General features: G+C 66.8%; 22 protein-coding genes. 12 read left to right on the forward strand and 10 right to left on the reverse strand.

Features of this window, described 5'->3' with window-relative positions; all coding sequences use genetic code 11:
- Positions 1-33 precede the first annotated feature (33 nt).
- On the forward strand, positions 34-288 hold the full coding sequence (locus CFB50_RS27595) for a GlsB/YeaQ/YmgE family stress response membrane protein (RefSeq protein WP_069251838.1): 255 nt from the start codon (positions 34-36) through the stop codon (positions 286-288).
- 380 nt (positions 289-668) lie between these two features.
- Entirely contained in the window at positions 669-1004 is a 336-nt protein-coding gene (locus CFB50_RS27600; protein ID WP_089447898.1) for a type 1 fimbrial protein, read from the forward strand.
- 34 nt (positions 1005-1038) lie between these two features.
- On the opposite strand, the gene CFB50_RS27605 is transcribed toward CFB50_RS27600, so the two are convergent.
- The 3 genes from CFB50_RS27605 to CFB50_RS27615 all read right to left on the reverse strand — a co-directional run bounded on the left by CFB50_RS27605 (position 1039) and on the right by CFB50_RS27615 (position 3988).
- Positions 1039-1911, reverse strand: a complete 873-nt coding sequence (locus CFB50_RS27605; protein WP_089447899.1) for a LysR substrate-binding domain-containing protein — start codon at positions 1909-1911, stop codon at positions 1039-1041.
- Between the two features lie 106 nt (positions 1912-2017).
- Complete coding sequence (bla, locus tag CFB50_RS27610) at positions 2018-2917, reverse strand: class A beta-lactamase (protein ID WP_089447900.1); 900 nt, start codon at positions 2915-2917, stop codon at positions 2018-2020.
- Positions 2918-3127: 210 nt separating this feature from the next.
- Positions 3128-3988: a peptidoglycan DD-metalloendopeptidase family protein gene (locus tag CFB50_RS27615; RefSeq protein ID WP_089447901.1), complete on the reverse strand. Its 861-nt coding sequence runs from the start codon at positions 3986-3988 to the stop codon at positions 3128-3130.
- A gap of 511 nt (positions 3989-4499) precedes the next feature.
- On the opposite strand from CFB50_RS27615, the gene CFB50_RS27620 reads away from it, so the two are divergent.
- The 3 genes from CFB50_RS27620 (at position 4500) to CFB50_RS27630 (ending at position 8499) form a co-directional block, all read left to right on the forward strand.
- Positions 4500-5396, forward strand: a complete 897-nt coding sequence (locus tag CFB50_RS27620; protein ID WP_089447902.1) for a LysR family transcriptional regulator — start codon at positions 4500-4502, stop codon at positions 5394-5396.
- Between the two features lie 46 nt (positions 5397-5442).
- Positions 5443-5829: an ester cyclase gene (locus CFB50_RS27625; protein ID WP_089447903.1), complete on the forward strand. Its 387-nt coding sequence runs from the start codon at positions 5443-5445 to the stop codon at positions 5827-5829.
- Positions 5830-6324: 495 nt separating this feature from the next.
- Positions 6325-8499, forward strand: a complete 2175-nt coding sequence (locus tag CFB50_RS27630; protein WP_089447904.1) for a hypothetical protein — start codon at positions 6325-6327, stop codon at positions 8497-8499.
- Between the two features lie 110 nt (positions 8500-8609).
- On the opposite strand, the gene CFB50_RS27635 is transcribed toward CFB50_RS27630, so the two are convergent.
- Both CFB50_RS27635 and CFB50_RS27640 read right to left on the reverse strand, forming a co-directional pair.
- Positions 8610-9350, reverse strand: coding sequence for a sulfite exporter TauE/SafE family protein (locus CFB50_RS27635; RefSeq protein ID WP_089447905.1), 741 nt, complete (start codon positions 9348-9350; stop codon positions 8610-8612).
- Positions 9351-9651: 301 nt separating this feature from the next.
- Positions 9652-10668, reverse strand: a complete 1017-nt coding sequence (locus CFB50_RS27640; RefSeq protein WP_089447906.1) for an aldo/keto reductase — start codon at positions 10666-10668, stop codon at positions 9652-9654.
- 140 nt (positions 10669-10808) lie between these two features.
- Between CFB50_RS27640 and CFB50_RS27645 the strand changes: the two genes are divergently transcribed.
- Complete coding sequence (locus tag CFB50_RS27645; RefSeq protein WP_069251847.1) at positions 10809-11720, forward strand: LysR family transcriptional regulator; 912 nt, start codon at positions 10809-10811, stop codon at positions 11718-11720.
- Positions 11721-11765: 45 nt separating this feature from the next.
- Here CFB50_RS27645 and CFB50_RS27650 read toward each other — a convergent pair whose 3' ends face one another.
- On the reverse strand, positions 11766-12920 hold the full coding sequence (locus CFB50_RS27650; protein ID WP_069251848.1) for a porin: 1155 nt from the start codon (positions 12918-12920) through the stop codon (positions 11766-11768).
- A 382-nt stretch (positions 12921-13302) separates the two neighbouring features.
- Here CFB50_RS27650 and CFB50_RS27655 point away from each other — a divergent pair, with 382 nt between their 5' ends.
- Together CFB50_RS27655 and CFB50_RS27660 are read left to right on the forward strand one after the other, a co-directional pair.
- On the forward strand, positions 13303-14400 hold the full coding sequence (locus CFB50_RS27655; protein ID WP_089448440.1) for an OpgC domain-containing protein: 1098 nt from the start codon (positions 13303-13305) through the stop codon (positions 14398-14400).
- A 61-nt stretch (positions 14401-14461) separates the two neighbouring features.
- Complete coding sequence (locus tag CFB50_RS27660; RefSeq protein WP_089447907.1) at positions 14462-15397, forward strand: alpha/beta hydrolase; 936 nt, start codon at positions 14462-14464, stop codon at positions 15395-15397.
- A gap of 140 nt (positions 15398-15537) precedes the next feature.
- Here CFB50_RS27660 and CFB50_RS27665 read toward each other — a convergent pair whose 3' ends face one another.
- Positions 15538-16752 carry an FAD-dependent monooxygenase gene (locus CFB50_RS27665; RefSeq protein ID WP_089447908.1) on the reverse strand — a complete coding sequence of 405 codons (1215 nt, stop codon included), beginning with the start codon at positions 16750-16752 and terminating at the stop codon, positions 15538-15540.
- Positions 16753-16918: 166 nt separating this feature from the next.
- Here CFB50_RS27665 and CFB50_RS27670 point away from each other — a divergent pair, with 166 nt between their 5' ends.
- The 3 genes from CFB50_RS27670 to CFB50_RS27680 all read left to right on the forward strand — a co-directional run bounded on the left by CFB50_RS27670 (position 16919) and on the right by CFB50_RS27680 (position 19050).
- Positions 16919-17863 (forward strand): LysR family transcriptional regulator, encoded by a 945-nt coding sequence (locus CFB50_RS27670; protein WP_089447909.1) that lies wholly within the window; start codon positions 16919-16921, stop codon positions 17861-17863.
- Between the two features lie 141 nt (positions 17864-18004).
- The gene (locus CFB50_RS27675) at positions 18005-18763 is read left to right on the forward strand and encodes an SDR family oxidoreductase (protein ID WP_089447910.1); all 759 of its coding nucleotides are present in this window, start codon (positions 18005-18007) and stop codon (positions 18761-18763) included.
- A 14-nt stretch (positions 18764-18777) separates the two neighbouring features.
- On the forward strand, positions 18778-19050 hold the full coding sequence (locus tag CFB50_RS27680) for a cupin domain-containing protein (protein ID WP_089447911.1): 273 nt from the start codon (positions 18778-18780) through the stop codon (positions 19048-19050).
- A gap of 14 nt (positions 19051-19064) precedes the next feature.
- Here CFB50_RS27680 and CFB50_RS27685 read toward each other — a convergent pair whose 3' ends face one another.
- Positions 19065-19400, reverse strand: a complete 336-nt coding sequence (locus tag CFB50_RS27685; protein ID WP_256979313.1) for an H-NS histone family protein — start codon at positions 19398-19400, stop codon at positions 19065-19067.
- Between the two features lie 332 nt (positions 19401-19732).
- On the opposite strand from CFB50_RS27685, the gene CFB50_RS27690 reads away from it, so the two are divergent.
- Positions 19733-20359, forward strand: a complete 627-nt coding sequence (locus CFB50_RS27690) for a TetR/AcrR family transcriptional regulator (RefSeq protein WP_089447913.1) — start codon at positions 19733-19735, stop codon at positions 20357-20359.
- Positions 20360-20543: 184 nt separating this feature from the next.
- Here the strand turns inward: CFB50_RS27690 and CFB50_RS27695 are convergent, their stop codons facing one another.
- Entirely contained in the window at positions 20544-20861 is a 318-nt protein-coding gene (locus tag CFB50_RS27695) for a hypothetical protein (protein WP_256979314.1), read from the reverse strand.
- Positions 20862-20877: 16 nt separating this feature from the next.
- Positions 20878-22050 (reverse strand): retropepsin-like aspartic protease, encoded by a 1173-nt coding sequence (locus CFB50_RS27700; protein ID WP_089447914.1) that lies wholly within the window; start codon positions 22048-22050, stop codon positions 20878-20880.
- Between the last annotated feature and the right edge of the window lie 82 nt (positions 22051-22132).

The raw sequence follows: 22132 nt of genomic DNA on the forward strand, positions 1-22132 counted from the left end.
CGTCAACAACTCAACAGCAATAGGGAGGCGTTCATGCTGCAACTCATCGAAACCCTGGTGGTCGGGCTCATCGTCGGCCTCCTCGCCCGCGCGCTCAAGCCCGGCGACGACAAGATGGGCATCCTGATGACCATCGCGCTCGGCGTCATCGGCTCGCTCGTCGCAGGTTACGTCGGCCGCGCCGCGGGCTGGTATGCGCCGGGCCAGGGTGCAGGCTGGATCGCATCGATCATCGGCGCGATCGTGCTGCTCGTGATCGTGGGCGCGGTGCGCAAGCGCGCAGGCTGACCGCACCGTCACGCCGCTCCGTGTAAAAACGGCCGCTCATTCACGAGCGGCCGTTTTCTTTTGGCGCATGGCCATTCGCCCGTGCATCGCTTCATCCACGCATCAATTCGTTGATCCCGCAACGACCTGCTATGACGACCCGCGTTGGACAAGCGCACTTCCGTTGAGCGTACTACACCGGCTTTACCCGAACTTGTTATCTCGCAAATACGGCATACATTGAATTCAGCATTGCCGCGTCATTTGCTTTTATCCAAAAATTGCGATTTTTTCATTCAAGGGAACAGATGGATTTGCCGTTTACGCACTTAGCATCGCAGCGTTGACGGACTGCCACCCGAGCGGCCCCGCTGCGACGCGCTTCCTCTCTGGAGCCTGTCATGAAGCATCGCCTGTTCGCCGCCTCGTTCGTCCTGGCTGCCTCGCTTCTGGGCATGTCCTCGTCCTTCGCCGCCGGCGCGTCCGGCATCATCCACTTCACCGGCATGATCGTCGAACCGCCTTGCTCGTTCGCACTCGACGCGGCCGACATAGCGCATGCGGGTGTGCGCCCCGACTGCCCGCGCCCGGCCTCCGGCCAGATCGCGTTCGTCGACGCCGCGAGCCAGCAGGCCATCAAGACCACGACCTTTACTCAGGCTTCGCGCGCAATCGTTTTACCGAACCGTCCGGGCAACAACCAGGCACCGATGATCGCCGTCGTCACGTACCAGTAAAGCCGTTCGCCGGCGCACGCACGCGCGTCGCCGGTCAATCGCGATGGCGCGCGATCCAGTCGCTGAACGCGCGGATCTTCTGCTGGTTGCCGAGGTTCTCCGGATAGACGAAGAAGTAGCGCGCGCCCGTCTCGAGCACGACGTCGAACGGCCGTTCGAGCCGGCGCGCGCTGACGTCGTCGTCGACGAGCGTCACGTCGCCGATCGCGACACCGAAGCCCTGCATCGCCGCATTCGTCGCGAGGTCGAGCGTGTCGAACGTCGGCCCGCGCGCGGGATCGACACTGCGCTCGCCCGCATGTTCGAGCCACGCGCGCCAGTCGCGATGGTCGCGGGTCGGATGCAGCAGCGTATGACGGGCAAGATCGCCGATCGTGTCGAGCGGCGACGTCTGCCGCAATTCGGGCGCGCAGACGGGCGTCAGCCGTTCGTCGAACAGCGGCAGCGCGAACACGCCGGCGCCCGGCGACGTGCCGTAGACGACCGCCGCATCGAACGGCTCGGTCGAGAAATCGACGACGTGCTGCCACGCGGTCGTGATCTGCACATGGAGATCAGGATGCTCGCCCTGGAAGCGCATGATGCGCGGCAGCATCCAGCGCATCACGCAGGTCGGCACCTTCAGCGCAAGATCGGTGCGCTGCCGCGTGAGCCTCATCGAAATGTCTTCGATCCTCGCAAAGCTCTCGTTGACCACCGGCAGCAACTGCTCGCCCTCCGCCGTCAGCGTGAGGCCCTTCGCATGCCGCTTGAACAGCGGAAAACCGTAATGCGCCTCGAGCGTCTGGATCTGCCGGCTTACCGCACCCTGCGTGATGCACAGCTGCTCGGCCGCGCGCGTGAAACTGCGGTGGCGAGCCACCGTCGAGAAGATCTGCAGCGCGTGCAGGGGCGGAAGTCGGCGCATGGAGAAGGCAAACGGAAAAACGGCGCGGAAGGACCGCGCGCCAATACTGGCGCGCGCTGTCCGACACGATAAGCCAAACGCCGGCTTTGCGCGAGGCGCGGGACGCTCAGGCCGTCGCGGTGAGCGCGCCCGCCACGATGCGCGCCGCCGACGCGACGACGTCCGCGCGGGCCGCCGCGGCGGCCTGCGGCTGCGTGAACGACACGGCCATCACGATCGGCGCACGCGCCGGCGGCCACAGCACCGCGACGTCGGTCGTCGTGCCGTAACCGCCCGTGCCGGCCTTGTCCGCGATGCGCCAGCCGGGCGGTACACCCGCCGCGATGCCGGTCGCGCCGCGCGCGCCGCCGACCATCCATTCCGTCAGTTGCGTGCGCTGCGGCTCCTGCAGCGTGTTGCCGAGCAGCAGCCGCTGCAGCGTATCGACCATCTCGACCGGTGTCGACGTGTCGCGTTCGTCGTCGGGCGCCGCGTTGTTCAGTTCGGGTTCCCAGTGATCGAGGCGGAACGACGTGGCGCCGCTCTCGCGCGCAAACGACGTGACGGCCTGCGGGCCGCCGAGCACGCCCATCAGCAGGTTGCCGGCGCCCTTGTCGCCCGACTGCAGCATCGCCACGCAAAGCTGCTCGATGGTCATGCCCGTGTCGACGTGGCTTTCCGTGATCGGCGAGCCCGACACGATTTCATAGCGGCGGTACAGGATGCGGCGCGGCAGCAGCGACGCGTCGAGCGAGCCACGTGCGAGCATCGCGGCGGCCGCGACGACTGCATAGGTGCCGCACAGCGGGAAGCGCTCGCGCGCATGGTGAGCGATGCGTACGCCGTTCGACGTATCGAGCGCCGCGACGCCGAGCCGGCCATTCGAGGCCTTCTCGAGCGCGGCCAATTCAGCCTGGGCGGTATGGGCGCGCCCCTGGTCGGCGACCGGCGCGGACGTGCACGCGGCGACGAACGGCGCGGCAACGGCGGCAAGCAACAGCGTGCGGCGTGTCGGAGAGTGTTCCATGAATGTCGTGAGTTCTGTCGGAATCGGTGGCACGAAGCAGCTCGGGCATGCAGTGAAGCAGCGCACCCGATCACGCCGACAGCCGGCCCGCGACGGCATTCGCCGCGCATCCCCGAAAGACGACCGTCGGCCCCGCGAAGCGCGGGACTCGCATGAACAGACCCTAGCGTAGCAGCGACCGCCGCGACGTTCCAGCGAAACGGCCCTGCTTCACCCTTGCGACGAAGGCAGGTACGGCATCGGATTGACCGGCTTGCCGTCGCGTCGCACTTCGAACAGCAGCGCGACACGCGAATTGTCGAGGTCGCCCATCTCGGCGATCTCGTCGCCCTGGCGCACGATGTCGCCCGTCTTCACGAGCAGCTTGCGATTGTGTGCATAGGCGGTCAGGAAATCCGCGTTGTGCTGGACGATGATCAGGCTGCCGTAGTCGTTCAGGCCGGTGCCCGCGTACATCACGCGGCCGTCGGCCGCGGCACGGACCGGGTCGCCCGGCCGTCCGGCGATCTGGATCCCGCGATTCTGCCCCGGCCGGAACCCGTCGACGATCTTGCCGCTCGCGGGCCACTTGAGCGCGACGCCGCCCGCATGCCGCTTCGTTTCCTTGACGACCTGACGGTCGCTCGCGCTCGACGCGGTGGTCTGCGTGGCAGCCGGGTTGCCCGCTGCGCCATTGCCCGACGCCGACGATGCGGCCCCCTGCGTGCCGGCCGCGCCCGGCGCAGGCAACGGCTGCTGCTTGACGATGCGCAGCGCTTGCCCCATGCGCAGCCTGCCGTTCGCGCCCAGCTTGTTCCAGGTGCGCAGGTCGGCAATGCTGCAGCCGTTCGCGGACGCGATGCCCGTCAGCGTGTCGCCGCGCTTCACGACGTACTTCTGCGCGATGAGAATCGGCGCCGGCGGCGGGGTGGCGGCCGACGGCGCAGCGGCGAGCTGGCTCGACGGCGACGACTGTCCCGCCAGCGTGTCGCTCGGCGGAACGGACTGCGTGCTTGCACAACCGGCCATGACGAGCACGGCGGCCAAGCCTGGCAGCCACGCCGCGTTGCGGTGAATCTCGCGCGTTTTCATGGACGATCCGACTCCGGTTTGACAATCTTTCAAGCATCTCAAAAACGGAACGGCCGACGTGTAACCGGATGCAAACAATGATGACAAACGATCACGAACCGGATGCCGGCCGGCATTCGCTACCGGTAATACGGTCCGATTCAGGAAAACTTGATGGTCTTTTTGCACGAAAGCGGAAGAATTTTCGTCTCGGGACACTATGACGAATTTGTTTCAATAGGCGCGAGGCGGCGATCGCCGCGACGTTCAGCGCAACCACGCGGCGAGTTCGGAACAGGCCCACGCGATGCCGATGCACAGGAACAGCATGTGCAACGCGATCTTGAACGACACGCCCCACGACGGATCGATCTGCATGACAGGCTCCCCGGTTGATGTGCGGCCATGATCCGCCATCGATCGCGCCCCGAAAATGCGGAACCGGCGAATCGGGCCTCAAGCTGCGCCTGAGACCCCGGCCGCGGTTCCCTGCTAACTTATCGGCCATTCCAATACGATCGCCCCACCCATCATGCGTTTCGACCTGACCGACCTGCGGCTCTTCCTGAACATCTGCGAGGCCGGCACGATCACGAGCGGCGCCGAGCGGACCCACATCACGCTGCAGGCCGCGAGCGAGCGCATCCGCGGCATGGAGGACGAGCTCGGCGTGCCGCTGCTGCACCGGACCAAGTCGGGCGCGCAGGCCACCGACGCGGGCCGCGCGCTCGAACACCACGCGCGCACCGTGCTGCAGCAGATCGACCACATGCGCGGCGAACTGCAGCAATACGGCCAGGGGCTGCGCGGGCATATCCGGCTGCTGTGCAACACGGCGTCGCTGAGCGAATACCTGCCCGATGCGCTGGCCGATTACCTGCCGCATCATCCGAAGCTGTCGATCAGCGTCGAGGAGCGCTCTAGCCAGGAGATCGTGCATGCGATCCGCAACAAGACGGCCGAAGTCGGCATCGTCGCCGATTCGGTCGGGCTCGGCGGGCTCGAACAGAAGCCGTTCCGCGAGGACTGGCTGATCGTCGTCGTGCCGGCCGCGCATCCGCTCGCGTCGCAGGAGAAAGTCGCGTTCGACTCGATCGCCGATGCCGACTTCATCGGCCTCACCGACGGCAGCGCACTGCAGGTGCATCTCGCCGACCAGGCGCGCGCGCTCGGCAAGCGGATCCGCTATCGCGTGCAACTGAAGAGCTTCGATGCGATCTGCCGCGTGATCGCAAGCGGGGTGGGCATCGGCATCGTGTCGCGACATGCGGCCGAGCGCGCGATGCAGACGATGGACGTGCGGCTCGTCGAGCTGTCCGATGCGTGGAGCCACCGCCGGCTGAAGCTGTGCGCTCGGTCATTCGATGCGCTGCCGAAGTACACGCGCGAGTTCGTCGCGTTCCTGTCCGGCGAAACCACGTCGCAGTGACGCGTGCCGCATCCCACTCATCCCGCCGACACACGGAGGCACGGCCATGACCGACACCGATCTTGCAACCCGCTACCGCGCGTACATCGACTGCCTGAACCGGCAAGACTGGCCGGCGCTCGGCGAATACGTCTCCGATAACGTGATTCACAACAACCGGCCGCTCGGCCTCGCCGGTTACCGCGCGATGCTGGAACAGGACTTCCGAGACATTCCCGACCTCCGTTTCGACATCCGGCTGCTCGTGTGCGAGCCGCCGCGCATCGCATGCCGGCTGCGCTTCGCCTGTTCGCCGAGCGGGACGTTCATGGGGCTCGCCGTCGACGGCCGGAAGGTCACGTTCTGCGAGAACGTGTTCTACGAATTTCATGACGACAAGATCCGCCAGGTCTGGTCGGTGATCGACAAGGCCGCGATCGAGGCACAGCTTTAGTCTCGCCGGAACGGCGTGGCTGCCGGTCGCCACCATGCCCCGATGTCCGTCGAACTCATCTCGATCCTTATGGATAACGTTTTCTCTCAAACTCCGCCGAGCACACATCGCCGGATAGTCATTCTGCTTGTCGTATCCGCGTCGGTATCCCGCGCTTCCCTTCATCTCATCACGAAGAAATCCCGGTAAATTCTTCAACATTTCGCTCCAACCCTTCACACTCCCTTCCCACCATCCGGGTTTTTCCCGCCCTGTCCGACGCGAAAGTTCATTGACATCATGCCGATCGCTGCCTAAATTTGGAAAACGTTTTCCAATGTCTTCGCGCGACGCCGGTCACGGCCCGTGCAGGGAGAACGCTTGCCCGCTCGATGGGTAATTCAGGCCGTCCGTCTTCAGGGATCAGGGTTGCAGGACGGCGGCCGGGTACGGGCATCGAGCGCGGCAACGGCCACCCCCGCCCGTGCTTCATCACTATTCAAAACTGGAGACACAATGCATCCGCGCAGCAGATTCGCGCTCGGCGCCGCGCTCAGCGCCCTTTCCGTCCTGTTCGTCAGCGCCTGCGGCGGCAACGACGTGACCGACACGCCGCCACCGTCGTCATCTTCGCCGCCCCCGTCCACGACACCGACGCTCGCGTCGAACTCGCTGCAGGCGCTCGTCTACGGCGCGCCCGACACCAGCGTGCCGGCCGGCACGAACGTTCCGGTCACGATGATGGGCCAGATGCGCGCACTGTTCGACCTGATCCGGAAATCACCCGACTTCACGCAGGTCGTGATGGATCTCGGCGACGGCACGCCGGTCCACGTGCTCGACACGAACACCGGCGACAAATTCCTGCCGGGCAAGCTCGCGCTCGGCCTGTCGTACATCCTGATCGACATGAAGTCGAAGAACGATCCGCAATACGCCAGCTACCTCGCGACGTACCAGACGATCACGACCGCGATGATGGCGCAGTCGGGCAGCAACTACACGTATGCGAATACGTCCTGGGGCGAGTACTACTACCTCGTCGCGCTGAACAACCTGAAGGCGCACGGGATGCTCAACGAAGTCTTCAGCGACGCAATGCTCGCGACGCTGCAGCGGCGGCTCACCTTCTGCGACATGTTCGGCCCCGATGCGAGCGGCAAGACCGATACGTGCCCCGCGGCCGGCACGCCGATCGACATCGCATCGCTCAACACCGCGCAGAACTACTATGCGGTGTCCTACGGAATCGCCGGGCTGCGCCAGAAGCTCGGCTGGAGCAGCCCGTCGTTTGCATCGAAGACCGATCCGTCGGTCGCGACGATGGGCGCGCGCGACGCGCTGCTGTACACGCTCACGAACCATATCCGCAACGACTCGTCGGGTGGGTTCTCGGACGAGGCGTCGAACACGCACACGACCTACTACGACCAGGCGCGCTTCGACCGCTACAGCACGCTGCTGATCGGTGAAGTGACCGAGCGCACGTTCGAGATGGGCAACGAGGCGAACCTCACGCCCGAGCTGAAGGGCTATCTGCGCAAGTCGGTCGACCTGATCCTGCCGCAGCTGAACGCGAACGGCCAGGGCTTCAACTACGGCCGCTCGATCGGCCCGTACGGCGATTCGGCGTTCATGGAAGTGCTGACGGCCGCGGCCAATGCCGGCGTGCTGACCGACCAGGAGAAGCAGGTTGCGTATGCGTTCATCTACCAGGCCGCGCATCGGTTCGACACGTACTGGTACGACCCGTCGCTGCCCACACCTTCGGTGAACATGTGGGTCAAGGGCCGCGGCACGGACGCGTATCGCGGCAAGCCGCGCGTGATGGGCGAGAACTTCAGCCTGCTGCACCAGTACCTGTACGTGAACGCGTGGTGGAACAAGCTCGGCTTCGGCGGCAAGGCGCCGATGGCCGATACGGACTACAACGCGTGGCTCGACGCGCTGCCGCACTACACGCTCACCTGGTACAACCAGCCGGGCGACACCGCGCATCCGTACAGCGCGGCGCTCGTCACCGTGCGCGACGGCCGGCGCGTGATCAACCTGAACCTCAGCCAGGCGCCCGACTACAACTCGTACACGCCGTACTACCCGGTGCCGTTCTCCGACAAGCTGATCTACGGCACGACCGATCTCGGCTACGCACTGCTGGTGCCGCAGGTGTCGTACAACGGGAAGACCTACATTCCCGTCACGTACTACAAGAACCTGAACGTCCAGCAAGGCAATGGGCAGGTGATCGTGTCGTTCGATACCGCGAAGTTCCGGCTCGCGTCGAAGAACGCGGCGTACACGACGGATCTCGACCTGCAGGTGCATACGGTGCTGACGTTCGCGCACGGCTCGGTCGCCCGCAGCGATACGCTGAGCACGGGCACGGTCACCGGCAACCTGTCGGTCGAGACCGACTTCACGTCGTTCGCGGATTTCGCGTCGACGCAGGCGAACGGCGACGGCGTGTCGGTCACCTACGCGAACAGCGCCGCGACCGGCTATGCGGCGTCCGGGTTCGACACCTGCGCGCTGTCGGCCTTCGATACGGCGAACGGCACGACGAATCCGCTGTCGACGACGCCGATCGGCCAGTTGCATTCGAACTTCGCCTGCACGACGAAGCCGTTTGCACTCGGCGCGGGCGCGACCCGCACGTTCGGGTGGACGCTGAAATACGCCGATCCGGCCTGAGCGATGTGACCCACGTCCGGCGAACGCGCCCGAAGCCGGCTGATGTCGAAACCGGCTTCGGGCGCGTCACGGACAGCGGGCGCGCATCACGCTCGTTCAGCGATGCTCGCTTACAGCCACCCCGAAGCCGCCATATACGCGCCGAGCGCGATAAGTCCGACGAAGAAGCAGCGCTTGAACGCCTTCTCGCTCATCACGCGCCGCGCATATTGCCCACCGGCCATGCCCGCCAGCGCCGGCACGAGCGCGAGCGCCGACACGCCGAGATCGACCGTCTCCAACGCCCCTGTCACGCGCAACTGCAGGCCGAGCACGATCGTCGATGCGGTGAACGACAGCCCGAGCGCCTGGATCAGGTCGTCCTTCGACAGCCGCAGCGCCTGCAGGTACGGGACGGCCGGCACGACGAACACACCGGTCGCAGCCGTCACGACACCCGTCAGGTAGCCGACCACGGCCGACAGCCATTTTTCATGGCGGCCCGGCGCCGGCAGCCGCGCGGCGGCCAGCCCCCACAGCCCGTAGAGGATCAGCACCACACCGAGCGCCGCATGCGTCCAGGTGCTGCCGGCCGCGAGCGCGGGCAGCCCGCCCGTCAGCGTGCCGATCGTCAGGCCGGCGAGCAGCGGCCAAAGCCGGCGCAGCAGCGGCCCGAACGACGGGCCGAGCCACAACTGCCACACATTGGTGATGAACGACGGCACGAGCAGCAGGCTCGCGGCGGCCGACGGCGGCATCGCGAGCGTCAGCAGCCCCATCGCGATCGTCGGCAGCCCGAGGCCGATCATGCCCTTGACCGCGCCGGCCAGCAGGAAGACCACCGCGATGATCGTCAGCGTATGAATGTGCATGAAAGGCGTTCCGTCCGGTTGAGTACGGCGCCGATGGTGAACCCCGATCGCGCCGCCCACCATCTGGTTTTGCCTGAGGCTGGCTAGGGCTTGCCGGATGGGGCCGCGGCGCGACTGCGCCCATGTGCTGTCGCGCCGCGGGCCCGCGAAACACGAAACACGCGCCGCCGACGTCAACGCAGACAGGGCCGGACCATGCATCACCCTCGGTGTCGTCGAACCCGAACGCGACTTTGGCCCCGGCATCCGAATCCGGGCCGAATACAGCGACCGCTCCTAAACAGGCACCGATCCGCGCCGATCAGTCCCCGTGAGATGCCCCCCGCCCCTGCTCGCTGTCGAGGTGCGCCATCTGTGCGGCCGGATAACGCTCACCGGCAGCCGCCCCGGCGGGAACCGCCGCTTCGATGCGAGCGATGTCATTGACCGTTAGTTGCATATCAATCGCCTGCAGCGCGTCCTGAAGCTGCGTGCGCTTGCGCGCGCCGATCAGCGGCACGATATCGCCGCCGCGCGACAGCACCCACGCGATCGCGACCTGCGCTGGATTGCTGCCCTTCTCGTCGGCGATCGCACGCAGCGCGTCGACGAGCGCGAGGTTGTGCGCGAGGTTCTCGCCCTGGAAGCGCGGGCTCGCCGCGCGGAAATCGCGCTCGCCTTCCCGCGCCGTGCTCCAGCGCCCGCCCAGCAGCCCGCGCGACAGCACCCCGTAGGCCGTCACGCCGATCCCGAGTTCGCGGCACGCGGGCAGGATCCCGGCCTCGATACCGCGCGACAGCAGCGAATACTCGATCTGCAGGTCGGCGATCGGCGCGACGGCGGCCGCGCGGCGGATCGTGTCCACGCCGGCTTCCGACAGCCCGATGTGGCGCACATACCCGGCCTTCACGAGATCGGCGATCGCGCCGATCGTCTCCTCGATCGGCACCGCCGGATCGACGCGCGCCGGCCGGTAGATGTCGATGTAGTCGGTGCCGAGCCGTTTCAGCGAGTACGCGACGAAGTTGCGGATCGCCACCGGCCGCGCGTCGTAGCCGGCAAACCCGCCGGCCGGATCGCGCAGCGCGCCGAATTTCACGCTGATCAGCACCTGGTCGCGTGCCCGGCCGCGCAGCGCATCGCGGATCAGCATCTCGTTGTCGCCCATCCCGTAGAAATCGCCGGTGTCGAGCATCGTGATGCCGTGGTCGAGCGCCGCGTGCAGCGTCGCGATGCTTTCGTCGCGGTCGGCCGGCCCGTAGAAGTCCGACATCCCCATGCAGCCGAGCGCGAGTGCCGACACCCGCGGGCCGGTACGGCCCAGTTCACGCGTTTCCATATCCGTTTCCTCGAGTGATGAATGAACAGGCCGGATTCTGGGCGCATCGCAGCGCGCGATAAACGCGAAACACTCAACCAATCCATTCGACGCTGATTAACAATGGAGCCTGCTCCTCTCCACCCACGCACCCGCCCCGCATGGATCATCTGCAAGCAATGCGCATCTTCGCGCGCGTCGCCCATCTCGGCAGCTTCACGAAAGCGGCCGAGCAGTTGCAACTGCCGCGCCCGACGGTCAGCAACGCCGTCCAGTATCTGGAAAAGCACCTGAAGGTCCGCCTGCTGCAGCGCACGACGCGGCGCGTCGCGCTGACGGCCGAAGGCGCGACCTATTACGAACGCTGCATGCGGTTGCTGGCCGATCTGGACGATGCGGAGACGCTGTTCGAGGACGCCGGCACGACGCCGCGCGGCGCGATCCGCGTCGACCTGCCCGAGCGCTTCGCGCTGAACCAGGTCATCCCGGCGCTGCCGGGTTTCCACGCGCGCTACCCCGACCTGCGCGTCGTGATCGGCACGACCGACCGCTTCGTCGATCTCGTCGCCGATGGCATCGACTGCGCGGTGCGGGTCGGCGCGATGTCCGATACGTCGCTCGTCGCGCGGCGCATCGGCGAACTGGCGCAGATCAACTGCGCGGCGCCCGCGTATCTCGAGCGGCACGGCACGCCGCGCTCGCCGGACGAACTGCCGGACCACGTCGCGGTCGGCTATTTCTCGAGCCGCACGGGCCGCGAGCTGGACTGGGAATATGCGGATATGGATTCGGGCCAGCTGCACGCGGTCAAGATGCGCAGCGTCGTGTCGGTCAACAGCTCGCAGGCGTATCTCGCGTGCTGTCTTGCGGGCCTCGGGCTGATCCAGGCGCCGCGCGAAGGGCTCGGGCCGCTGCTCGCCGACGGCTCGCTGGTCGAGGTGCTGCCGGAATGGAACGCCGAGCCGCTGCCCGTGTCGGTGGTGTTTCCGACCGGCCGGCATCTCGCACCGCGCGTGCGGATCTTCGTCGACTGGCTTGCGGAAACGCTCGGGGGCAACCCCCGGGCAGACTGACGGCAGCCGGCGCCGAGGCGCTCGGCCTCGGCACCGCCCGCCCGATCAGAACTTGTGGCGGATCGCGGCGCGCACGGCGAACTGGTTCGACGAAGCCGACGGGCCGTCCGTGCCGACCACGTAGCCGCCGTCGGCCGCCGTGCCGGTCTTGTCGCCGCCCACCTTCTGCCATGCGCCCTGCAGGTACACGTCGGTGCGCTTCGACAGGCTGTAGTCGGCCATCAGGCCGACCGTGTGGTATTTCGGCTTGAACGTCCCGGCCGCGGCATCGTATTTGCCATCCGTGTACACGTACTGCGCGCCGAGATAGAAATCGGGCGTGAGCTGGTACTTGCCGTTGACCTCGAAGTTCTGGAACTTCGTCGCGGTCAGCCCGAGGCCGGCGAACGTCGACGCCGGCAGGTAGACGGTCGACACCGGGTTCTTCACGTCCGTCTTCGTATAGACGAAGCCGACCGTCGCCGGGCCGAACGTGTAGTTGACGCCGCCGCCGAAGATCCGCAGGCGGTCGGCGACGAAGTTCGCATCGTCGGCCGAGATCGCGCCCGCGCTGCCGACGCCCGGGTTGTTCGCCTGCAGGTATGCAGCCGCAACCTGGAGCCCGGCCAGCGAGTACTGCGCGCCGAGGCTGTACTGACGGTTGTTCGAGAAGCCGGTGCTGTTGCTGAAGCTGTACGTGCCGCCGAACGTCAGGCCGTTCCAGTCGGCGCTCGCATACTTGACCGTGTTGTTGACGCGGAACGAGTTGTCCGTGTTGTCGTTGTCGAACGGGTGCGAGAACAGCGTGCCGCCCCAGTTGCCGTTGGCGGTGAGCGGCGCGAGATAGTCGACGACCGAGTCGTACTGACGGCCGAAGGTCAGCGTGCCGAAGCGCGGCGCGCTCAGCCCGACGAACGCCTGGCGGCCGAACATGCGGCCGCCCTGGCCGAGCCGGCCGTTGTTCACGTCAAAACCGTTTTCCAGCGTGAAGATCGCCTTCAGCCCGCCGCCGAGATCCTCGCTGCCCTTCAGGCCCCAGCGGCTGCCCTGCGCATAACCGCTCGCCAGCTGGTAGTTCGTTTTTCCGACCCCATTGACGTTCACGTTGTTCGTGTAATTGAAGCCTTCGTCGATCACACCGTACAGCGTCACGCTGTTCTGGGCGAAGACCGGCGCGGCGAAAGCGGCTAGCGCGGCGGTAAAAATGACGTGCTTCTTCATGACGGATCTCCGGAGCCGGGGGCCGGGCAGGGTCAAGCGCCCGGCGAATGTTTGGTCTGTTGTATGTATGGCCCGCAGGGCGGACGACGCGGTGTGCGGCCGCGTGAGGTCAAAATGGTGTCACGTCGCAAACCGTCCGTCCATCGGGGTAGCTGAACCCTGCGCAAACCGTTGCGCTCGTCCAACTGCCCCGTTGCGCAGACTGCCTGACCCGGCTTAACGGCAGCGGCACGACGGGCGACCATTCGCGTAAACCCGATGCGCACCGCATCGGTGGCACAATGCGCATCCGTTCGTCATTTCTTCACGAAGTCATGCTTCCCCCCGATTCATGCGCGGCGCGTGCCGGCCGCGCCCGCGGCCCGCGCCGGGAGGCGGTCCGATGACCGCACCGGCCCGGGCCGGCCGCTACGCCGAGCTCGATTTCTTCCGCGGCCTCGTGCTGCTCGTCATCGTCGTCGACCACATCGGCGGCAGCATCCTGTCGCGCGTGACGCTGCACGCGTACGCGCTGTGCGACGCGGCCGAGGTCTTCGTGTTCCTCGGCGGCTTCGCCACCGCGATCGCGTACAACTCGCTCGCCGAGCGTCACGACGAAGCCGCCGCGCGCCAGCGCTTCATCCGGCGCGCGTTCGAGATCTACCGCGCGTTCCTCGTGACGGCCGGCCTGATGCTGCTGATCACGGCCGCGCTGAACGCGTTCGCGATCGACGGCCCGAACATGCCGACCAACGATCTCGACGGCCTGCTCCACAAGCCGCTCGCCGCACTGCGCGACATCCTGCTGTTCCGCCGCCAGCCGTACCTCGCGTCGGTGCTGCCGATGTATGCGTTCTTCGCACTGCTCGTCCCGCTCGCGCTGCCGCTCGCGCGCACGCAGCCGTGGCTGCTGCTCGCATTCAGCGGGTCGCTGTGGGTCGCCGCGCCGCACGTCGCGCGCTTTTTGCCGACCGTCGAAGGCGCGCCGTGGGACTTCAATCCGTTCGCATGGCAGTTCCTGTTCGTGCTCGGCGTGATCGCGCGCTGCCAGCCCGTCTACCAGACGCTCGCGCCGAAGCCGCAGGGCTGGTTGCTGACGGCCGCGGCGCTCGCGATCGTCGCGGCCGGCGCGTACTACCGGCTGCGCATCGAGCCGTTCCCGACCGATCCGTCGATCAAGCAGAACCTCGGCGCGCTGCGGCTCGCGAACTTCCTCGCGATCGCATGGCTCGCGGCCAAGCTGGTCCACCTCGGCTGGATGAAGAAGGTTGCGCACGCGATGCCGTGGATCGGCACGATCGGCCGGCAGGGGCTGCTGTGCTTCGTCGCGGGCACCGCCATCTCGCTCGCGGTCGATTCGGTGCTCTACCAGGCGACCGAAGGCTATCTCGACGTGAAGCTCGGCCTGATTGCCGACGTCGTTGCGATGGGCCTGCTGTATCTCGTCGCCAAACTCTACGGGCCGCTCGTCGCGCGGCTGCCGTTCCGTTCGCGGCGATGACGCGCCGCGCCGTCACGCGCCGCTGCTACGATAGCCGGCGCCTCTCCTGAAACGATTCGACATGCGCCGACTCGCCCTTCCGTTCGCCCTCGCCCTGATCGCCGGCTCCATCGCCACCGCCCGCGCCACGCCGCCCGCGCCGGTGGCAGCGCCCGCGCCGCCGCCGCCGGCCGTCCAGACCGCGACGACCCCGTCGGCCGCCCAGGAGCCCGCGCTCAATCCGGGCAGCAGCATCGTGCTGCGCACGTTCCGGTCGGCGTCGCTGAAGCGCGACTGGTCGTACACGGTCTACCTGCCGCCCGGCTACAACCCGGAAGGCGCGCGCTACCCGGTGATGTACCTGCTGCACGGCAATGCCGGCAACGCGAACGACTGGGTCACGCAGGGCCGGCTGCAGGCCACCGCCGACACGCTGATCGAGCGCCGCGAGATCCCGCCGGTCGTGATCGTGATGCCGCAGGGCGGCACCGACTGGTACGTCGACCGCAAGGAGAAGATGCAGAGCGCGTTCCTCAACGACCTGCTGCCCGAGGTCGAAGCGCACTTCGCGGTGTCGAACCAGCGCGCGGGCCGCGCGATCGGCGGCGTGTCGATGGGCGGCTTCGGCGCGCTGCGCTTCTCGCTGCTCGAACCCGGGCTGTTCTGCGGCGCGATGCTGCTGAGCCCCGCGATCTACGCGAACGAGCCGCCGCTCAATTCCGCCGCGCGCTACGTCGGCGTGTTCGGCGACCGGCAGTTCGATCCGCGCGTGTGGCACGAGCTCAACTACCCGGCACTGATGCGCGGCTATTTCGCACGCAGCTGGCGGATCCCGATGTTCATCGCGGCCGGCGACGACGACCTGACCATCCAGGCCGAATCGAGCGTGCTGTTCACGCACCTGCGTCGCGCGCAAAACCCGGCCGAGCTGCGCATCGTCGACGGCGGGCATACGTGGGACGTATGGCGCGGGTTGCTCGGGCAAGGGTTGAAGTACGCGCTCGAATGTGTGAAGTGACGGCGGGCGGGCACGGCCCCGCCCGTTTTCGTCAGGCTGGCCGTTGACCGGCAGGCCGCAGGCGGTCGATCAGTCTCATATCCTGCGCACACCACCTCGAGGCATCTGTCGCGCCTGACGGCGTGCGCAAGACTGCGAGGTCAAAGCCACGTGCCGCCCTGCCGTTCGCTCGGCTCCCCGGCCAGCGCGTCGAAATCGTGAATCCAGTCCAGGTGATGCAGCACGCTGTCGCGCTCGGCCAGACGCGCATTGCGCGCCTGCGCGGCCGGCCCGTCGGGCAGGTGCAGCACATCGGCCACGGAGATCGATGCGTACTGCACCTTGCGCGTGCGGCCGCGACGCAGCCGCTCGTACGCTTCCTGCGCTTCGCGCCAGTTGCCCGGCCCGGCCTGCGCCAGTTGCGCGGCCAGTACCACCGCATCCTCGATCGACTGATTCGCGCCTTGCCCGTGGTGCGGCACCAGCGCATGCGCGGCGTCGCCGATCAGCGTCACGCGCCCGCGGCTCCAGCGGCCGAGCGACGGCCGGTGGAACAGCCCCCAGCGCTGGCTGATCGGCACGGCGGTGATCATCTGCACCACCGCCGGATGCCAGTCCCTGAACACGCGCAGTTGCTCGCCCTCTTCCGACGGCATCACCCAGTCGCGCGACGGCCACGGTGACGGATGGCGCTCGACCAGCAGGAAATTCTGGTCGCCGTCGTCGCCGATCGGATAGTGCAGCAGGTGCCCATGCGGCCCGATCCAGTACTGCAGCGTTTCGGGATCGGGCAGCAGGCTCAGCCGCGCGGCCGGCACCACGCCGCGAAAACCCGAACACCCCGAATACAGCGCATCGTCGTAGCCGAGCATCCAGCGCCGCGTGATCGAGCGCGCGCCGTCCGCACCGATCACGAGATCGGCGTCGACACGCACACCGTTGTCGAACGACAGCGTGACGCGATCGGGATGCTGCGCGAGATCGGTCAGCCGATGGCCGAGATGGATGGCGTCGAGGCCGACCGCCCTGGACAGCAGCGCCTGAAGATCCGCACGATGCACGCCCCAGTACGCGCCGCCGAATTGCCGGCGATAGTCGGGGTCGCCGCGATGATGGCCGATCACCGCGCCGCTGCGGCCGTCGCGATAGACGAGCCCCGGGATGTCCGCGCACACCGCGTCGAAGGCCGCCCGCAATCCCATGCGTTCGTAGAAGCGCGTCGCATTGGCCGACAGCGCGACGGCCGCGCCGACTTCGCGCAACACCCCCGTCTGTTCGTAGAGCTGCGCGTCGATGCCGTGCTCGCGCAAGGCAAGCGCGAGCGTCAGGCCGCCGATCCCGGCGCCGACGATCGCAATCTTCAGGTTCGTCTGCATGATGAAGGTGTCTCCGATGTTCCGATGTGGGGTCTGCGGCGTGCGCTGCGGTCATGTCGATTGCACGGGCCGTATCGGCATTCTCGGGAGCCGACTTTCATCCCGCAATAAAATGACCGGAATCTGCTTCATCACTGAATGCAATGAACCCGGCGAGGCCCAACCCATGGAACTGAGCGATATCGACCTCAATCTGCTGCTGCTTTTCCAGCGGCTGATGCAGGAACGGCGCGTATCGAGCGTCGCCGAGCAGATGAACATGAGCCAGCCGGGCGTGAGCAATGCACTCGCGAAGCTGCGCCGCCGGCTCGGCGATCCGCTGTTCGTGCGCGGGCCCGGTGGCGTGGTGCCGACGCCGTTCGCGCTGCGCCTCGCGGAACCCGTATCGCACGCGCTCGCGACGCTGCACGCCGCGCTCAACCCCGAGACCGGTTTCGATCCGCAGCGCGCCGCGCGCACGCTGACGATCGGCATGACCGACATCGGCGAAGTCGTGTTCCTGCCCGCACTGCTCGAACACCTGTCGCAAGCGGCGCCGGGCCTCGCGCTCAATACCGTGCGCGACACGAGCGTCAACCTCGGCGACGAAATGGCCGATGGCCGCGTCGATCTCGCGATCGGCCTGCTGCCGCAGCTCAAGGGCGGCTTCTATCAGCGCCGGCTGTTCGATCAGCGCTATGTGTGCCTGTTCCGGCGCGGGCATCCGCTCGAGGACGCGCCGCTGACGGTCGACGTGTGGCGCAATGCCGAGCATCTGGTCGTGGTATCGGCCGGCACCGGTCACGGGCAGGTGGACGAATGGCTGAAGCGCCGCCGCGTGGCGCGCCAGGTGCGGCTCACGGTGCCGCATTTCATGAGCGTCGGCTACATCCTGCAGCGCACCGACCTGATCGCGACGGTGCCCGAGCATCTCGCGCAGCAGCTCGCCGCACCGTTTTCGCTGGGCTGGCGCGCGTTGCCCGTCACGGTGCCGGGCGCGCCGATTCACATGCTCTGGCATACGCGGGTCAATCAGGACGAAGGGAACAAGTGGCTGCGCGACGTGGTGGTCGATCTGTTTGCGGAGTCAGGCACGCGAGCGCGGAAGGCCATACCTGGCCGGAAGAGGTAGTCGACGTGATCGCGCAATCGAGCGTGCTTAACGCTATCGATTGAATCCATGCACCGCGCATTTCGACTACATTGCCGAAGTGGCAAGGTCATCGTTCATCCACCGCCTCACCCGTCATTCAACCCCGCAGGAAATCAAGCCATGTCTGTCTCCACGAAATTCGCGGCCGTCACCGGCGCCGGCTCCGGCATCGGTCGCGCGGCGGCCGTCGCGCTCGCCCAGGCCGGTTTCACCGTCGCGCTGCTCGGACGCACCGAGGCATCGTTGCGCGACACGCAGGACGCGATCCGCACCGCCGGCGGCGACGCGCACGTGTTTCCTGCGGACGTCACCGACGAAGCATCGGTCGACCACGCGTTCGCCCGGATCGCGCAGCAGTTCGGCCGGCTCGACGTGCTGTTCAACAATGCCGGCCGCAACGCGCCTCCGGTTTCCCTCGACGAATACGAATTCGACGTGTGGAACAGCGTCATCGCGACGAACCTGACCGGTGTCTTCCTGTGTGCGCGGGCCGCGTGGCGCCTGATGAAAGCGCAAACGCCGCAGGGCGGCCGGATCATCAACAACGGCTCGATCTCGGCGCATGCGCCGCGCCCCGACACGATCGCGTACACGGCCACCAAGCATGCGGTGACCGGGATCACCAAGTCGCTGGCGCTCGACGGCCGCCGGTACAACATCGCGTGCGGCCAGATCGACATCGGCAACGCAGCGACGTCGCTCACGGAACGGATGACGCAAGGCGTCCCGCAGGCCGACGGCAGCCTCGCGCCCGAAGCGCGCATGGACGTCACGCATGTCGCGAACGCGATCGTCCAGATGGCGAACCTGCCGCTGGACACGAACATCCTGAACATGACGATCATGGCGACGGCCATGCCGTTCGTCGGCCGGGGATAAGACAGTTCGGCCGGATGATCACGCTGCGCATGCAGGTCGACGCGCGCACGGTGGATGAAGCCGACGGGCTCGCCGGTCACGAGGGCGACGAGTTCTGCCATGTGCCGTCGGGCGAACTGGAACTGCACTTTGCGCACGGCGAGCCGAGGCGGCTGCGCGCCGGTGAGCGCGCGCTCTTCTCGTCACATCGGCGGCATGCGTACGTGGCGCCATTGCCTGAAGGCGCGACGCTACTGGTGGTGCTGACGCCGCCGGGTCAGGCACCGGCGAAGCCGCTGGCGCCGTAGCCCGGCGCCGTCCGTCAACGGGTTCGGGTTTTCTTGCCGGTGGACGGCGGCTTGACGATGACGAACTGACGACGATCCTTGCCCCTGATCCACAGCGGCGCATTGCCGCGCCCGCTCCACTCCTTCCCGCTCGCCGGATCGCGATAGCGCGCCGGCGGCGCTTTCACGATGTACGAACCCCGGCTGCCGTTGCGGCCGACCAGGTCGCGATGCTTGATCGCGTAGGTATCCATCAGCGAGTGAACTTCCGCGATCGCATCGACGCGTTCGCGCGCGCGTGCGCGCTCGATTTCCTCGTCCAGTTCGGCCAGCTCGACTACGAGCTGCGCATAGGTCTTGCTCGCGCTCATCTTCTGCTTCCTGCCCCGAATCCGTATCTGCATGCGAACCGACATGATTCGCATGACTAACTGACTGTGTCACGACGCCCCGTGACGGCCACATTCACTCGATCGGCAAGCGGCTCGCGTCGGCGCATCGAAGCACGCGACACGAGAGCAACGACACGCCGCCACGCACCGGCACACAGGGCGCGCCCCGCGTCGACACGAACGTCCTCCCGGGGATCCCCGTTGCAGACATTCGGCGACACAATCACGGCCTGCGTTTCAAATATCGAGTGATATTTGAAACGCGATCGTAATGGTATCCATCTCAAATATCAACTGATATCCTTGCGGTCATGAACATGGCCTCCCGTCCCCCGCGGCTGACCCGCGAAGAAAGCCGCTTGCAGACCCGCGCCCATTTGCTCGCCGCGGCGAAGCGGCTGTTCGTCGACCGCGGGTTCGGCGCCACGTCGCTCAGGGATATCGCGGCCGAGGCCGGCTATACGCAGGGCGCGTTCTATTCGAACTTCGCAAGCAAGGAGGCGTTGTTCATCGAGCTGATACGGGAGCGTTCAAAGACGCAAGTGGCCGACATCGCCCGGGCGCTGGGCGATCCGTCCGCGTCCGGGGAGGACATATTGAATGCGCTGGAGGTCTGGTCGCGGACCGTCGATGCCGAGCCCGAGTGGTCGGTGCTGGGCGTCGAGTTCAAGCTTCAGGGGCGACGCAACCCCGCTTTTGCCGTCGCGTCGCAGGCGTTGCTGGACGCCCATCGCGATGGCCTCGCCTATTGCATCGAACAGATTTTCGCGCGGCTGAAGAAGGTGCCGCCCGAACCGCCGGCCGTCCTGGCCGTTGCGTTCATGGGTCTCTCGCAGGGCCTGTCGCTGCAGCAGTCGATCCTGTCCGAGGTGCCGATCGGGCACATGATCATGGTGTTCCTGCGCAGCCTGCTGGCCGCGGCCGAACCCGTGCGTTGACCGGGGAAGGTCGCGGGCGACAGGGAAATGACCAGCTCCGCGATGGAGCCGGATCGCACATGATGCCGTTCGGTCCGTTGCGGCCGTTCGACATGCGCGATGGCGCCCGTATCCGGGCAGTGCCGCGGCACCGCTCACGAACGCCGCGATGTCACGGCGGCTCGCCGCCTGCGGACGTGCGGCATCACGCCCGCAGAATCGCCTCGGCGACCTCTTCGAACGGCACGCGCCCTTGCCGAAGCTCGACCGTATCGTCGCTCCCGAAGTCGATGTGGCCGCTGTTTAGCCCGTGATTAAGTTCGATGAATCCGTTGATCGCCACGCTCGAGAACGGATTCATCGCGAGTACCGCAGCCCACTCCGCTGGCTCGAGCGCCACCGGCCGCACCGGTCGATTCAGCGCGCGCGCAAAGATTGCCGCGATGTCGGCGGGTGCACACCCAACCGCCCCTTCCAGATCGATCTTCCGGATGCCGGCCCAGTCTTCACGCAGGAGGTCCACTCACGCCACGGTCCGGTCAGGAACGCTGGCTGATCGACCAGCGCGTCGGCGTGAACGACACCTCGAAACGGGACAGGAAAGACTGGCCGAGCAAGCCGTCGATGCCGTCGCCGTATGGCGACTTGCCGCCCGCATCGACCGATACCGGCACGTCAGACGCTTCGACCGCACCGACCTTGACCGCGTGGGCCTGGGCCAGCAGTCCGTCACGGGCACCATTCGCTGTCTGCAGACGAATCCGCTTGGCTTGCTCGGTCGCAACCTGCGCGCGCCGGGCAAACGCTTCGCTTAACGAAACATAGCTCGCGCCCGTGTCGACAATGAACACGCCCTCGACGCCATTGACCTTCGCCTTCACGCGAATCGTATTGCCCGATTGCCGGGCAAAACTCTCCTGTCCGGCCGCATACGTCGACGGGCAACTCGCATGCGACGCGTACTGCGCGATCATCCCCTTCGCCTGCGTGTTGTCCGCACGCTCCGGATCGGCCGACACCCACATCCGGATCGCACTGACCGAATCGCAGTAGCGGCCGGCCTTCGCATGCAGGTCGGCGATCCGGATGAACAGGTTGCTGGTGACTGTCGCCAGGTTCGTCGACAACGCCAGCGCCTGCATGTAGTCCGACAACGCCGCATCGTCGCGCTGCCAGCCTTCGTTTGCGCGCCCGCGATCGAAGTAATACTGCGGTTCCGACGCGTTGTTCGCGATCAGCCGGTCGGAAACCTCCACGGCGCCCTTGAAATCGCTCACGGCCATCAGGTCGTTCGCGGCAGCACTCAGGAAACCGTCCGCGCGCCCGCATCGATCGACGAACCCGATCAGCGCGGTCGCACTCTCGCGACGGTAGCCGAGCGCGTCGATCTGCGCGGCCATCCGGCCCATCGCGTCCCGATTGCAAGCCTCCCGGCTCAGTTGAACCAGCGTCCGTCGGATGTCGGGCTTCGTCAGGTCGGAAACGGACATGCCGGACAGCTTGTACGTGTCGACAGCAGGCTTGATGTCGTCGGGCACCGTGATGCCGACCTGGTCGCAGGCGGTCATGGCGACCAGCACCGCGAACCCTGTGCCCACCTTGACGGCGCGTCGAACCGACCGGCTCATGCGCCCCCTTGAAAACGCGTGCAGCCCATCTGCGTCACGCGGGTTCCTAGTCGCCCCGCTTTCTCTCTCGATCATTCTTTTCATTGCCCCGTTTTATTCTGGTTTTGCATCCCGCTTCACACGAGCCGATCCCTCGCGTGCGCCGGACCGGCGCCGCCGCATTGCA

The organism is Burkholderia sp. AU33423 (assembly GCF_002223135.1).
GTDB lineage: Bacteria > Pseudomonadota > Gammaproteobacteria > Burkholderiales > Burkholderiaceae > Burkholderia > Burkholderia lata_D.